Origin of the sequence: Exiguobacterium sp. s80, from assembly GCF_018618725.1 — a bacterium.
In the GTDB taxonomy this organism is placed as follows: Bacteria; Bacillota; Bacilli; order Exiguobacteriales; family Exiguobacteriaceae; genus Exiguobacterium_A; species Exiguobacterium_A oxidotolerans.
Genome location: NZ_JACSMP010000001.1, coordinates 957,937 through 972,483 on the forward strand (window position 1 = coordinate 957,937; position 14,547 = coordinate 972,483).

Annotated in this window: 16 protein-coding genes, 1 tRNA gene and 1 pseudogene; 8 read left to right on the forward strand and 10 right to left on the reverse strand. The window is 41.0% G+C overall.

All coding sequences use genetic code 11. The annotated features are described in order from the left end of the window. The first annotated feature begins 46 nt into the window (after positions 1-46). Entirely contained in the window at positions 47-889 is an 843-nt protein-coding gene (locus KNP94_RS05085; RefSeq protein WP_215115380.1) for a transporter substrate-binding domain-containing protein, read from the forward strand. Next, a complete protein-coding gene (locus KNP94_RS05090; RefSeq protein WP_214891948.1) occupies positions 886-1,563 on the forward strand; it encodes an amino acid ABC transporter permease in 678 nt (225 codons plus the stop codon). The genes KNP94_RS05085 and KNP94_RS05090 overlap by 4 nt, the downstream gene beginning before the upstream one ends. A 62-nt stretch (positions 1,564-1,625) precedes the next feature. On the opposite strand, the gene KNP94_RS05095 is transcribed toward KNP94_RS05090, so the two are convergent. Next, on the reverse strand, positions 1,626-3,464 hold the full coding sequence (locus KNP94_RS05095) for a putative bifunctional diguanylate cyclase/phosphodiesterase (protein WP_215115381.1): 1,839 nt from the start codon (positions 3,462-3,464) through the stop codon (positions 1,626-1,628). Between the two features lie 167 nt (positions 3,465-3,631). Between KNP94_RS05095 and KNP94_RS05100 the strand changes: the two genes are divergently transcribed. Next, the gene (locus KNP94_RS05100; protein ID WP_214891952.1) at positions 3,632-4,261 is read left to right on the forward strand and encodes an FMN-dependent NADH-azoreductase; all 630 of its coding nucleotides are present in this window, start codon (positions 3,632-3,634) and stop codon (positions 4,259-4,261) included. On the opposite strand, the gene KNP94_RS05105 is transcribed toward KNP94_RS05100, so the two are convergent. The 6 genes and pseudogenes from KNP94_RS05105 to KNP94_RS05130 all read right to left on the reverse strand — a co-directional run bounded on the left by KNP94_RS05105 (position 4,258) and on the right by KNP94_RS05130 (position 7,668). Further along, positions 4,258-5,136 (reverse strand): helix-turn-helix domain-containing protein, encoded by an 879-nt coding sequence (locus KNP94_RS05105; RefSeq protein ID WP_214891954.1) that lies wholly within the window; start codon positions 5,134-5,136, stop codon positions 4,258-4,260. The two genes, KNP94_RS05100 and KNP94_RS05105, sit on opposite strands and share 4 nt — an antisense overlap. 40 nt (positions 5,137-5,176) lie before the next feature. Then, positions 5,177-6,052: a helix-turn-helix domain-containing protein gene (locus tag KNP94_RS05110; RefSeq protein ID WP_214891956.1), complete on the reverse strand. Its 876-nt coding sequence runs from the start codon at positions 6,050-6,052 to the stop codon at positions 5,177-5,179. 18 nt (positions 6,053-6,070) lie between these two features. After that, the gene (locus tag KNP94_RS05115) at positions 6,071-7,006 is read right to left on the reverse strand and encodes a helix-turn-helix domain-containing protein (RefSeq protein ID WP_214891958.1); all 936 of its coding nucleotides are present in this window, start codon (positions 7,004-7,006) and stop codon (positions 6,071-6,073) included. A 14-nt stretch (positions 7,007-7,020) separates the two neighbouring features. Continuing rightward, a pseudogene (locus KNP94_RS05120) lies at positions 7,021-7,125 on the reverse strand (helix-turn-helix domain-containing protein); the annotation flags it as partial. Between the two features lie 175 nt (positions 7,126-7,300). Further along, positions 7,301-7,371 (reverse strand) — tRNA-Thr (locus tag KNP94_RS05125). A gap of 99 nt (positions 7,372-7,470) precedes the next feature. Next, entirely contained in the window at positions 7,471-7,668 is a 198-nt protein-coding gene (locus KNP94_RS05130) for a hypothetical protein (RefSeq protein ID WP_029330508.1), read from the reverse strand. A gap of 147 nt (positions 7,669-7,815) precedes the next feature. On the opposite strand from KNP94_RS05130, the gene KNP94_RS05135 reads away from it, so the two are divergent. Then, entirely contained in the window at positions 7,816-8,985 is a 1,170-nt protein-coding gene (locus tag KNP94_RS05135) for a MalY/PatB family protein (RefSeq protein WP_214891960.1), read from the forward strand. Between the two features lie 340 nt (positions 8,986-9,325). Further along, positions 9,326-10,798, forward strand: a complete 1,473-nt coding sequence (putP, locus tag KNP94_RS05140) for a sodium/proline symporter PutP (protein ID WP_215115382.1) — start codon at positions 9,326-9,328, stop codon at positions 10,796-10,798. A 67-nt stretch (positions 10,799-10,865) separates the two neighbouring features. On the opposite strand, the gene KNP94_RS05145 is transcribed toward putP, so the two are convergent. The 3 genes from KNP94_RS05145 to KNP94_RS05155 all read right to left on the reverse strand — a co-directional run bounded on the left by KNP94_RS05145 (position 10,866) and on the right by KNP94_RS05155 (position 12,593). Next, positions 10,866-11,663 carry a class I SAM-dependent methyltransferase gene (locus KNP94_RS05145; protein ID WP_215115383.1) on the reverse strand — a complete coding sequence of 266 codons (798 nt, stop codon included), beginning with the start codon at positions 11,661-11,663 and terminating at the stop codon, positions 10,866-10,868. 88 nt (positions 11,664-11,751) lie between these two features. Beyond that, positions 11,752-12,135 carry a helix-turn-helix domain-containing protein gene (locus KNP94_RS05150; RefSeq protein WP_483297873.1) on the reverse strand — a complete coding sequence of 128 codons (384 nt, stop codon included), beginning with the start codon at positions 12,133-12,135 and terminating at the stop codon, positions 11,752-11,754. Between the two features lie 143 nt (positions 12,136-12,278). After that, a complete protein-coding gene (locus tag KNP94_RS05155) occupies positions 12,279-12,593 on the reverse strand; it encodes a hypothetical protein (protein WP_029330516.1) in 315 nt (104 codons plus the stop codon). A gap of 212 nt (positions 12,594-12,805) precedes the next feature. On the opposite strand from KNP94_RS05155, the gene KNP94_RS05160 reads away from it, so the two are divergent. From KNP94_RS05160 to KNP94_RS05170, 3 genes are all read left to right on the forward strand, one after another. Next, complete coding sequence (locus KNP94_RS05160; RefSeq protein WP_214891967.1) at positions 12,806-13,288, forward strand: GNAT family N-acetyltransferase; 483 nt, start codon at positions 12,806-12,808, stop codon at positions 13,286-13,288. A 92-nt stretch (positions 13,289-13,380) separates the two neighbouring features. Continuing rightward, positions 13,381-14,079 (forward strand): queuosine precursor transporter, encoded by a 699-nt coding sequence (locus tag KNP94_RS05165; protein ID WP_029330520.1) that lies wholly within the window; start codon positions 13,381-13,383, stop codon positions 14,077-14,079. 89 nt (positions 14,080-14,168) lie between these two features. After that, positions 14,169-14,525, forward strand: a complete 357-nt coding sequence (locus KNP94_RS05170) for a PilZ domain-containing protein (protein ID WP_088837278.1) — start codon at positions 14,169-14,171, stop codon at positions 14,523-14,525. Positions 14,526-14,547 lie beyond the last annotated feature (22 nt).

Here is a 14,547-nt window from a genome sequence, read left to right on the forward strand (position 1 = left end):
TTTAATAAAGAGAAATCTATTATTTTGATTAGAGAGGAAGTACGTTATGAAAAATTCAGTAAAGTGGACAGGGCTCTTGATTGCAGGAACTACCCTGTTCCTTAGCGCTTGTGGTCAGGAAGAAGAGAAGACGACAGCATATGACAAAATCGTTAAGGAGGGGACGTTGACAGTAGCTACTGCTGGAACACTTTACCCAACGTCGTTTCATGATGAAGAGAGCAACAAGTTGACTGGCTTTGATGTCGAAGTCGTTAAAGAAGTCGCAAAACGACTCGATCTAAAAGTAAACTTCAAAGAGATGTCATTCGATGGTATGTTGACGAGCGTCAATACTGGACAAGTCGATCTCGCCGCAAACGATATTACGATCACAAAAGAACGGAAAGCAAAATTCGCATTTTCAAAACCTTACAAGTATACGTATGGAACGGCCATCGTTCGTAAAAGTGATTTATCTGACATACAATCTCTTGAGGATTTAAAAGGTAAAAAAGCAGCCGGCGAGGCAACGACGACTTACATGCAAATCGCTAAAAAATATGGTGCAAAAGAAGTCACATATGATAATGCAACGAACGATCAATACCTCCGCGACGTCTCGAATGGTCGAACGGATGTCATCTTGAACGACTATTATCTTCAAAGCCTTGCCGTCGATTTCTTCAAAGACTTCGACATCACGATCCACCCGGACATCGCCTATAATCCGAGTCAAGTCGGTCTCATCATGGATCTTGATAATAAAGAGCTCCAATCAAACATTAACGCTCAAATCGAGGCGATGAAAAAAGACGGTACGCTCGCAAAATTATCAAAACAATATTACGCCAACAAAGATGTTTCAAAAATGCCTGACGTCAAAACGACGATCGTGGATGTGAATTGAGCAATGTCGACTGGCGCTCCGTGTTTAATCCTGAGTTAGCGGTTGATGCGTTTCCCTATATCTTAGGAGGACTTGGACATACATTATGGATTGCATTCGCAAGCATGGGATTTGGTCTGATATTCGGCTTGTTGCTTGCACTTGCTCGTTTATCAACGTCTCGTTTTTTACGCCTGACTGCGACGCTCTATATTTCATTCATGCGCGGTGTACCGATCCTCGTGATTCTTTTCATGCTGTACTTCGGGTTACCTGTGATCAATATCGAACTCGATGCGTTAACAGCAGCGATAACGGGCTTCAGTCTCAACAGTGCTGCGTACATGGCAGAAATCATTCGCTCCGCCATTGTGTCTGTCGACAAAGGACAAAGAGAGGCTGCCCAGTCTCTCGGCCTCTCTCCTTATCGCGTCCTAGTCGGAATCATTCTCCCGCAAGCGATTCGTTTGGCAATCCCACCTTTATCGAACGTTTTACTCGATTTAGTCAAAGCGTCTTCTTTAGCTGCGATGATTACCGTCCCAGAAATCTTTCAACGTGCAAAAATCGTCGGTGGACGCGAATTCGATTACATGACGGTCTATTTCGTAATCGCCTTCATCTATTGGGGAATTTGCGCCTTGATTGCAGCTGTACAAGAAGTCCTAGAGCGTCATTTTGCTCGTTATCTTTAACCGAAAAAGCACCGCCTGCTTGACGAGTCGACTTTCCTCGTCAAGCAGGCGGTGCTTTAGCCTTATCTATAATTCTTAGCTAAAAAGGGTTCGATTTGTATAGCTTGGAGAGGTTTATGGAACAAATAACCTTGCAACGTATGGCACCCTAACTGATTTAATAACCTTGCTTCTTCGACTAACTCGACCCCTTCAGCAACAATCGTCATGTTTAACCGTCTTCCTAACTGAATAATCATCTCGACGATTGCACGCTTCTCATCTGAACGAATTGCTTCTTGAACGATTTCTTTAGGAATCTTTAACTGGTCGAACGGTAATTCTACGAGTGTTTGCATTGAAGAAAAACCTGTTCCGAAATCATCGAGTGCAATCCGAATCCCATGAAGGTGAAGTTCGTTTAAGGTCTCGATAATCTGATTCGTTCCTTCGATAAAAATGTGTTCTGTCATTTCAATTTCAAGCAAATATGCCGGAAAATGTGTCTCTTCAAGAATCGTCAGTACTCTTTCGGTAAAGTCGGGTTGCCTTAATTGCCACGGGGAGACATTGACTGCAATCGTAATCGCTCCATGTCCTTGATCCAACCACGTCTTTCCTTGCGCGCAAGCGCGGCGCATCACCCATCCTCCTAGCGTTTCAATAAAACGCATCCGCTCCGCAATCGGAATGAACTCTAAAGGGGAAATCATTCCATACTGGGGATGATTCCAACGCACAAGCGCTTCCGCTCCAGTAATTTTGTGACTGTCTGCTTCTACTTGCGGTTGAAACAGTACAAAAAAATCTCGATCGAGTTCTGCATCGTACAAATCGCGTGTCAGCTGAAGCGCTCGCTTACGCTGATTTTGAGTCTCTGCATCCGTAATCGCATACGTGTTTTTTCGGTTTGATTTAGCTGTGAACAATGCAATTTCTGCATCATTGATGACATGATCAATGGATTCGTCATAAATAAAAGAAACACCGATGCTCGCTGTGACATTGATTTGTTTGAAATCAATTTGTACGCGTTCAGCGACACATGTTAAAACCTCCTCGCATAGCAGTTCAATACCAGCATGACCTTTCGCATGAAGTAAAAAAGCACTTCCGCTTGCTTTGGCAATTAAACAATCGGGAAAACGATTCATGAGTCTACTCCCAACCATATGCAACGTGCGATCTCCCGTCCGGTAACCGAAGGCATCATTGACCGTTTTGAAGTCATCTAAATCAATTAAACAAATTGCATCTCCTTCGCTTGCAATTTTTTCGACTTCAAGAACGAAATAAGATCGATTAGCGAGTTTTGTTACCGGATCAAGAAAGGCTTGCTCTTGTAAGCGTGAAAGATACTCGATATTACGTTCTAATCGTGTCACGTACTGACGATGAATCAATAAACTGATCAGCGCAGCAATGATGACTAAGCCGATTCGTGCGATACAATCTGCTGTATTAGTAACGGACGTGACGTTCGGTGCATTAAACCAAATGTATAAGAGCGAAATGATCGTCGTCCCCGTGGCATAGACGAGCATCGTTCGATTAATGACGACAAGAGAACTCAGTAAAAAAAGAATCGCAGCTGCCCAAACGGTCTGAGCACCACTTTCGAGGAAGGGATAATAGATGAATGGAATTAGTAAAAAAACACTCGACATCACGTGGGGTTTAAGACGATCCGGCAAATTACTTTTCCCAAGCAGAAATTGACAAATGCCTACGAGAAAAATAAGACCTGCACGTAAAAGGTCATACCTGTTCAAGCCGGATGTACTGAGTAAACTAGCAAGCACATACAAAATCGCACCCGAGCTCGTCAGAACTAAAATGATGGAGCCAAACAATTGATAGTTCGCTTTTGCTTCTCGATTATACTGAAGACTGGCGGAAGAAGGTCGCTGCTGATTTTTCATAGGAATCCCTCTTTTCTGTTCTATCCAATTGTCTTTTTCCTTTAGATCATACTTATAAAACCTAATTTTTCCTAAAATAATGATTTAGTTGGAAACGTCTAAATGAAAAGAGAAACGGGTATTCATTAAAAGAAGTGTTGATTATATGCTAAGAAAGGAGCTTAACGATGAGCCATCTGCTGTTTATCGAAGCCAATGATAGTACACATCAATCGAAAAGTCTTAGTTCACAGATGAATAACGCATTTCTTGCTTCCTATCGCAAGGAACATCCAAAAGATGAGATTACCATCCTAAACTTATTTGAAGAACGCCTGCCTTTTTTTGATTTACGTCTCGCTAAATCTGCCGCGAAACTATTTCGAGGGGAAACGCTCGATCAAGAGGAAGCCGAACAGGCGGAACGATTACAAGAATATTTAAATCGTTTCTTAGAATCAGAAAAAATCGTTTTTTCTTTTCCGATGTGGAATTTAAGTGTTCCTGCCCCCTTGCATAACTATATGGATTATCTCGCGCAATCCGGGCAAACGTTTCATTACACTGCGGAAGGATCCGTCGGACTTGTGACTGGTAAACGTGTACTACTCTTACATTCTCGTGGAGGTGACTATTCAACGCCTGATAAAATCGAATCCGATCATGCCGTACGGTATATGCAGGACATTCTGCAATTTTTCGGAATCACGGATGTCGGATCCATCATTCTAGAAGGGCACCAACAATATCCGAATCAAGCCGAAGAACGGATTCAAAAAGCCCTCTTTGCATGTGAGAAGGCTGGGATGGATTTTTAGATGCGATAGAGCAAGTATTCGACATGGCTATCAATGACTAGCTGTTCATAGTTAGGCATGTTGAATGCTTTAAATATCGTATAAGAAAGTGTAAAGTCTTTCTTTATTTCGTCAATATTACCACCCATTTTTTTATTGAAATAACCACGTTGGTAATAAAAATGACCTAAAAATGATCCATCATCCAATGCGAGACTTTCCTTTATTCCTACGTTCGCTGTTTTAAATCCCTTTCTATAATTCCCTTGAAAAGATAACTGTTGCGCATGGTTATAAATAATTTTGAGGCGAGTTTTTTTCAATTCTATCGTATCATAATTTAACCCTAAAATTTCCTCGTATACATTTTCAGAGTGAATGAATTGATCATTTTCAAAATAAAAATTTGCAATCGCCATTTTGATTCGAAGAAACATTTTGGGAGACTCAAACCAGATGTCTTCTTTATCCGTTAAATGTGCGAGTTGCGAAATACTCGAGCGATAGTCCACCTTTTTTGACCGTTCAGCACTTACTATTTCAAAGTACCTTGCTAAGAGCACAATCTCATTATTAAAAACTGTTTGTTTGATTTTATCTATCTCGATTAACAGTCCGTCAAAATTTTGATCACGAAATAATTCAGTTAGACGACGATCAACTTCTCGGAACTGTTCGCTTTGATGTTGATCTTGAAACAATAATGATATCGGTACACGAAGACGCTTCGCAATTTGTTGTAATAAATCGATAGTTGGAGAATTTCGTCCATTTTCAATTTTACTGATTTCTGCTTGACTACAAATTCCGTCACATAAAGCTGCTTGTGTCATTTTTTTTTCTTTTCTTATTCGTTTAATTTCGTTTCCGATTGATTTTGGTAATGTAGTATCCATCTACCTACTCCCCTAGCTAACAAAATCTATTTCTATTAAGTTAAAACGTAAATAACAAAAAATGTTTTCTTCCATCTTCCACAATTTTTACGTAGTTCGATAGTTCTACTGCAGAAAAAAGTGTATAAGACATTGTATAATCATATTCAATTTGCGCTACATCATTCTCTAGCTTTTCATCGAAATTTGCTTTCTGATAATAGAAATGACCTAAAAATGAAGTGTCAAATAATTGCACACTTTCATTGATTCCTCTTTCTGTCACTAACTTACCTTCTTTATAATCACCTTGAAAAAAAAGTTGTTGCGCGTGATTGTAAAGAATTTTTATTCGTAATTTCTTTAATTCAGTCGTATTAAAATCCATTTCCAATAGTTGAACGTATACCTTCTTAGAATGAACAAATTGTTGATTTAAGTAATAATAGTTTGCGATCGCCATTTTAATTCTCAAATACATGAAAGGTGACTCATACCAAATCGCTTCTTGTTCGGTCAAATATGATAATTCTGAAATACAAGTACGATAATCAATGTTTTTCTTTCCCTCTAAGGCAACTAAATCAAAGTACTTAGCTAATAACACAATGTCCTTATTTTCATTTAATTCAATGAGTTTTTTCGAGCGTGAAATTAACTCATCAAATTGATGAGTACGAAAAAGGTGCGTTAATTCCCGATCATATTTCTGAAAAGAAATAGACTCAGCATCACGATCAAACAATCTAGAAATTGGAACATTTAAACGCTTTGCTAATTCTTGCAACAATTCGATCGTAGTTGAAATTTTCCCATGTTCAATCTTACTGATTACAGCCTGACTGCAAATTCCATCGCATAGTTCCTGTTGTGTCATATTTTTCTCAAATCGCAATAACTTAAGTTGCCTTCCTACTAATTTCGAAAAAGAAGCCATATGATCATCGTCCTCTTTTTATTTTGGTTTATGATGAAACTGTTTTAAAAATTGTTTTTTTGTATCTTCAACAATTTTTACATAACGCTTCATTTCTAATGCTTTAAACAATTCGTAAGCCATCGTGTAATCATTTCGGGTACGATTATCGAAACCATACATCTCTTCATAACATTCTGCACGTTGATAATAGAAATGGGCGATATACGATAAGTGATTTAACTGCACACTTTGTTCAATTCCCGTGGTACAAATCAAAACGCCTTTTTTAAATCCCTTGATTTTATATACTAATTTGGCGTGATTATACAGAACTTTTAGTTGTTGTACTTTCATTGTTACAGATAAGAAATCGGTAGTTTCTAATTCTTTATATATTTTTTCAGCTTGTGTAAATTGTTTGTTTTCCGCATAAAAAATCGAAATCGCCATTTTTATTCTTATATACATCATCGGTGCGTCATATACCAAATCTTTAGAGTTAGCCAACTGCAATAAAATCACTGATGCTGTTCGAAAATCAATTCGTTGCAATCTATATTCGGCTATTACTTGATGATACCTAAGTAATAGCTTGATTTCATCATCACTCTCCAGGGAGAAGCGATTTTCTATCAATAATAACAGTTCTAAATATTGTTCTTCTCTCATTAAACTAAGAAGCTGATGATCAATACTTTGAAAACGATCAGTCATTTCATAATCTTCAAGTAAAGTAGTCATTGAAGTACCTAGTCGTTTCGCGATTAAGCCTAGCAACTGAACCGTTGGTGAATTTAGACCGTTTTCTATCTTACTTAACTCCGCTTGACTACAAATATTATCACTTAACTCACTTTGCGTTAATTTTTTTTCAATCCGTTTTTGTTTTATTCTTTTTCCAACTGAATGATGTGATGTCTTCATAACTTTTTCTCTCAGATCCCCTTCCAGATATTCTTGAACTGGCTCCATCTACACTTCGCTTAGAAGTGGTTGAAGACGAAACGCGAACAACCAATGGTCTTCGCGATCAGGATTTCCTACTCTTTTGTCGAATATATTCTGAATTTGTAGGCCTTGTGTGTCAACATGATGTTCACCTTCTTGCAAAGCATATACCCGAAAGAGAGGTTGGCGATTCATCTCCCACTTTCACTAGGGCTTCACCCGTATCGTTTAGAAGTGGGCGTATTCTCGCCTAATTTGATAAAAAAAAGTCCCCCGTCCAAGTTAATTTTACTTGTTACGGAAGACTTATTTATTCGATGCTTCCGGCGAGAATCGAACTCGCACTGCAGCATTACCATTGCTGAGGTCTGCCATTAACCTACGGAAGCGTACATATTTCTGATATCAGTATAGCTTAGATGAAACATTTCTTCAATAAAAAAACTGACAGACGTTGCCAAGTCTGCCAATTTAGAAGAATTATTTACTTATAATACGGTTTTTGTTAGCGAATTATCGAACACGATAAGAACTGAATAATGTTCGTCTGCTTTTGATGCAACGAATGTAGAAAACTTAAGTGTAATGATTGAATTTGAACCGACTCCGTTTTCTTCGAAGAAATGATTCATTCGTTCTTCTAACTCCTCAGGCGTACGTCCTACCAATACTTTTGAATGCAACATCTTATTCACCCCGTCTATTTTTTGTGTACGATTATGGTTTTTCCCAAAAGCGTACACTCTAAAACCTACATTTTTTCAACTTGCTGAATTTCAATCTGTTCGCTAAGGTGAAGATATGAATCATATTTTACGAAGGAGTCGAGGCATATGAAAGATGACATGTTTGATGAAATCATTGATAAAAAAATGACGGGTTCGGTCAAATGGGACGGCTTAAAAGATTTATATGGAGCAGAAGAATTAATTCCGATGTGGGTCGCCGATATGGATGTCCGACCAGCGGATTCAATCGTCGGGGCATTAACAAAACGGATTGCACACGGTCATTTCGGCTATTCCCTATTCGAAGATCGAGCCAAACAAGCCATTCAAAACTGGTTTTTGAAACGTTATGATCAACAGATTGAACAATCATCGCTCCTTTATTCAAGTGGCGTCGTCCCTGCTCTAGTACACAGTCTCCTGGCACTGACCGATGAGCATGATGAGGTCATCATTCAAACTCCTGTTTATCCCCCGTTTCACCAAATCATTCAATCGAACAATCGGACGCTCATTGAAAATCCGCTCCGCTTGATTGCAGGACGTTATGAAATTGATTTCTTGAGTCTTGAAGCACAGATGAAAACTGCGAAAATGATGATTTTATGCAGTCCCCATAATCCAACTGGTCGGGTGTTTAATCGGAATGAACTTGAAACGATTGTTGATTTGGCCAAGAAATATGACGTTTATCTTCTGTCCGATGAAATCCATGCTGATTTGATTTTTTCCGGTAACAAACACCATCCGATTTCAGCATTTTCATATGAGAAGGCAATTCTCGTCAGTGCACCTTCAAAAACATTCAACATTCCAGGACTTTATGCTTCTTATCTGGTTGTTCCGAACGAAACCATTCGTTTGAAAATCGAACGTGTCCAGCAAGCAAACTTTGTTCATCCGAACGCGCTTGCCTCAACGGCAATCATCGCTGCCTATGAGGATAAAGCGAGCGAACAATGGCTTGACCAACTCCTCTTATATTTAGAGCAAAATCGTGACCATGCTCTCAGACGAATCGAAACGGAGATGCCGCTACTATCTGTCGTCAAACCCGATGCAACCTTTTTACTTTGGATTGATTTTGAGCGCCTCGGATTGACCGAAGATGACCGTGCGACTTGGCTCGTTGAACAAGCATCCCTCGCCTTAACCCATGGAAAAGCATTCGGAACGAACGGCGTGACATTCGAACGTTTAAATTTCGGATGCCCGCGGCGCCAACTAGACGAAGCACTCGACCGGCTGCATGCCGCATACCTCAGCTTGATGTAAATGATTTTTCTGTAAACAGATTAGCACAGGCTAGTCTGTTTTTTAATTTTTCGCATTATACTTCATTTTTACGAATACTGAAATACGTTTATCTGATTTAAACATTACAATAAAGTGACGAAAATCAGAAAATTAGAACTTTAACAGGGACGAAAAGTGTCCCAATCCCTTGATAGACTAGGCTTGAAGCCATTTTTCACCTGTTTGCAAGGACTTGCAATGTGGTTTTAGCCCCTGTAAGGTTGGGAACAAATCAGTCATCGGCGTTCACTTTTTAACTTTTTTATATCTGAACAGACAACAAACGATGACAACTACATGCATGGGAGGATTTATTTTTATGTCGCAAGAATGGATTTCAATTGGCTTGTATCTGCTTATGATGCTTGCCATCGGTTACATCGCGTATAAACGAACGACAAACACGGAAGATTATATGTTAGGTGGTCGTAACTTAGGACCAGGCGTAACAGCATTATCTGCTGGTGCTTCCGACATGAGTGGTTGGATGTTAATGGGTCTTCCTGGTGCCATGTATGCAACTGGCGTCTCGGCTCTTTGGCTCGCACTCGGTTTATTGATCGGATGTTACATCAACTATATCGTCCTCGCTCCACGTTTTCGTCTCTATACGGAAATGGCAAACGATTCGATTACGATTCCAGACTTCTTGGAGAATCGTTTTAAAGATACATCACGTATCTTACGGACGGTCTCTGCGATCGTCATCATCGTCTTCTTTACGTTCTATACTTCAGCCGGTATTGTATCGGGTGGTAAATTGTTCGAAAGTTCATTTGGCTTTGATTATCATTATGGTATGCTCTTGACGATCGCGGTCGTTGTCGCCTATACACTCTTTGGCGGTTTTCTCGCAGTCAGTTGGACCGACTTCGTCCAGGGTTGTATCATGTTCGTCGCTCTCATCCTCGTACCAATCGTCGCATTGACGGATGTTGGTGGTGTCGACGGCGCATTCAACTATGCGGACAACTTAGATCCTACACTATTTGATCCGTTCAAAGGAACGACTGTCCTCGGAATCATCGGATTCCTCGCTTGGGGACTTGGTTACTTCGGTCAACCTCACATCATCGTCCGCTTTATGGCAATTCGTTCTGTTAAGGACTTGAAAAAAGCCCGTCGTATCGGGATTGGTTGGATGTTCTTCTCAATTTTAGGTGCGATGTTGACAGGTCTTGTCGGGATTGCCTACTTTGAAGGACAAGGTAATGGACTCGGTGACCCAGAAACGGTCTTTATTCGTTTCGCTGATGTCTTGTTCCACCCGTATATCACCGGCTTCTTGATGGCAGCCATCTTGGCAGCAATCATGTCGACGATTTCTTCTCAGCTGCTCGTTACATCAAGTGCGCTGACGGAAGACTTCTATAAGACGTTCTTGCATAAAGAAGCGTCAGACAAACAACTTGTATTAATCGGTCGTGGTGCAGTTTTAGCCATCGCAGTGATCGGAACATTCCTTGCCTGGAATCCTTCAGCAACGATTCTTTCACTTGTCGGTTACGCATGGGCTGGTTTCGGTTCTGCATTCGGACCAATCATCTTGCTTTCCCTTTACTGGAAACGGATGACGAAACAAGGGGCACTTGCCGGAATTATCTCTGGTGCCGTCACAGTCATTCTATGGGTCCAACTCAACTTTAGCGATACGCTTTATGAGATGGTTCCAGGATTCTTTACAAGTCTTCTCTTTACAGTCGTCGTCAGCCTTCTTACGAAACAACCTGTTGACTCTGTACAAGACAAGTTTGATGATATGGAAGAAGAATTAAAAGAAGTACAACAATAAAAATAAAAAGCCTACCGTGATTTTGGTTTTAACCATAAATCACGGTAGGCTTTTTCTGCATCTACGGTCACGTCAGTTCAATGACACCATAATGCAGTTTCGATGATTTCCGTTTAACACGCTCGAAGCCGAACCGCTCGAAAAGTTCGCTTTCGAAATGCGCCTTGACGACGACTCGTTGACGGGCGACTCGTTGTGCTTCCGTTACTGCTACGCTTGACAATTGTTCATAATCAGCGAGCGTCCGCAGTCCGTTTAAGTGTGTTGACTCTGTCACAGTCTTTTCAAACATCGGATCAAAATAAATGACATCAACCGCATTGTCCGGCAACGCTATAAGATAGGTACTATGCTGTTGTTGAAGGACCTCTATCCGACACATCGCTTCATTGATTGGCGGATAGTCTTCCTTCCAATGCTTCATACCTTCAGCTACAATCAAGGCCGTCTCTCTTTTACTTTCTAGCGCAGTAATCTGTCCACTCGCACCCACAGCATGGCTCATGACGATTGCATCCGCTCCTAATCCTAGCGTGCAATCAAGAACGGTCATTCCCGGCTTAAGCTTGGCGATTGCAATTAATGGATCATGACCCGATGCATCAAATTGTTTTATCCGAAAGACCGCACTAGACGGATGAAAGAAAAACGAGGCTTCTTCATCTAACGGATAATATTCCAACCGTTGCTTGTCGACGACTAAAAGGGGTAAGCGGTGGGTTTGTTGTAACGACTGAATGCTGTGTTTTTTACGTTCGACAACCTGAAAGTCTAGCGCTCCCTCTTGCATCAACTGATGTAAGCGTGTTTCGACGGCAGCGGTCGGTCTTAAACATGTTGTCAACAACACCTGTTCTTTCTTCACTTGATTCACTCCCTTGAACTACCTCCACCTACGCTTCGCTTAGAGGTGTAGGATTCCTGAGTTACCCGACCTAACGGTCGAAAATTGATCAGGCTAACCCCGTCGTCCCGACGGTTGAAGAAGCTAGGATGCGTTCTGCTTCTTGTTTGAGGTTCAGTCCTGCGTTCACATCAAGGTCGTGGTGGATGCCGCAACTCGGGCATGTCCATTCACGCAAGCCAAGATGTTTGACGCTCGTCTGCACAGACGTGCTATCGACTTCCTTCAGCCAGTCGAACGCCTGCTTCAACGACGGGAGTTCTTTCGAACAAGAACCGTAGGACAGTCCCTTCCCTGTCGCTTTATACGTCTCATCCGACTTCGCTAAGAAGTGGTTGAAGACGAAGCGCGAACAACCGATTGTCTTCGCAATCAGGATTTCCTGCTCTTTTGTCGGGTATATTCTGAATGTGTAGGCCTTGTGTGTCAACATGACGTTCACCTCCCTACAACGGATATACCTGAAAGAGAGGGTGGCGATTCATCTCCCACCTTCACTCGATCTTCACCCTGATCGTTTAGAAGTGGGCGTATTCTCGCCTAATTTAGATAAAAAATAAGCTAGCCCAGGCCAGCTTATTTTTTTTTCTTCAATAACCCTTCGATATCTTCGATGAGTGCTTTTTTAGAAATCAAATCTTCCTGTTTTTCTTGCTCGACTTTTGCGTCGACTGTCGTCCGTTGCAATAATGCCTGCAACGTCTCATCGATACTTGATTTCAAATGATCCCGATCTTCTTTATTTAACGCAACATCATGTCGTACATCATCACCTTGCTCATCCAACTGACGTAAGCGTTCTGTCAATTGTTTTGCCTCACGATTCAAATCAGCATACAATCGTTCGATTTGCTCGAGGCGTAATTTAATACCATCTCGTTCAGTGAACATTTTTCCATCTCCTTCCAATACATATATGTCTACATCATTACTTTACCATATTCGACGTCAAATGATACAACGACATTCCGTTTACAGGTGCTTCCGAATACTTTTTTAAAGATGTCCTTCCTCCCTTCCCATCGGCTATCTTTTGCTTTTTCGTTCTTTTACTCGCTATAATGAACATGCACAGGTAATTGCTATCAGAGGAGGATAACGTCATGGATTTAAAACGTCGAACACTACGACATGTAGACCAAGTGGAATTCGAACATTTCGTAAAATATGGCGAGCCGGCCTACGGACTGACGAAACAAGAAATTCGAGGCTACGATCAGGAACTCGGGACCACTCGTGCCTTTGATTCACTCGAACACAGTTACCCGGAGGATTTCTATTTTGACATTATCGTCGAAGACCAAGTCGTCGGTCGTGTCTTGTTATTAAAAATGGGTCATTACTTCCAGCTCGATTTGATGATTTTTGATTCATACAGCGGGAACGGTTATGGAACAAAGGCTGTTCAGTCCGCCTTGCATACATCGAACGTCCTTGAAGTATACGAAGTACGTGCTCGCGTCTTACCGACATCACCTCATGAACAGATTGCACGGAAAATTTTCCTTTCCAATGACTTTCAGGAATCAGACGGGTACTTCGTCAAAGGCCGTCGAAAACGTTATTCGCTTCAACGTCCCGATTGACCACCGACGCTCTCGAGCGTCTTTTTTTTGACATATTTTAAAATTACGCGTAAAATTCTGCTCTGTATGACCTAGAAAGGAGCACACTATTTATGAATGAATGGTTATGGTTCCCCTCGATTATCTTAACGATGGGATTATTATTACTCAGTTATCGTTTTTTTGGTAGAACGGGATTGATGGTCTGGATTGCGATCGCGACAATCATCGCCAATATCCAAGTAACCCAACAAGTCGATATCTACTCGTACATTTTCACATTAGGAAATGTCGTGTATGGAAGTTGTTATCTTGCCACGGACATTTTGAATGAAAAATACGGTAAAAAAGTTGCGCGTCAAGGTGTTTTCTTAGGATTCTTCTCTTTGATTGCTACGACCATCCTCATGCAATACAGTCTCCTTTACTCACCTCTAAATGATGCTTTCGCGAAGGACATGTCTTCATCGATGAACTTATTATTCGGTTTATTACCTTGGATTGCACTCGGTAGTCTTTCTGCTTATTTGGTCTCACAACTATTTGATGTCTTCATGTATTCAAAGATTCGTCAAAAGACGGGTGAAAAAAAATTATGGCTCCGAACAACTGGTTCAACAGTCATCAGCCAATTGCTCGATACGTTGACGTTTTGCGCGATTGCTTTTCACAGTCTCCCGTTCGATATTTGGTGGCAAATCTTTTTGACGACGTATGTTGCGAAGTTCGTCATCGCATGGCTCGCGACACCATTTATGTATATCGCGAAACGGATGAATCCGCCTGCTGATTCGACGGATCTCGCAGCCTGACATCAAAAAATCCAATGACTTCATTCATCAAACCGAGGATGGAAGATTTTATTGAATTAACGGATAATGGTAAGTGGGAGGTGGTATGATTGAAAATCAAACGGAATGAACCTTTTCGCTATACCTTTAAAGAACCGATCACAGGTGAGTTTTACCTCGTTAAAGACGGACGCCGCACACCAGCTGGATTGATGCACATCCATAATATTTCTCCAAGTGGTATCGCCATCACGACCCCACTCAAGTTACCTTTACAGAAAACGACAACAATCATCGTCGAGTTTTCGTTGCTTGCCAATACGGAACCTTTAAAAATTGAAGGGCAACTGTTACACGAAAAGTGGATTGGAACGGAGCGGTTATACGGACTACATCTACACACGACTAAACAAGACCGTGAATCGATTGTTCAAGCTGTCAAACATATCGCTAAAAATGAACGTTAAGTGTGATGAAACAGCCCCTTTC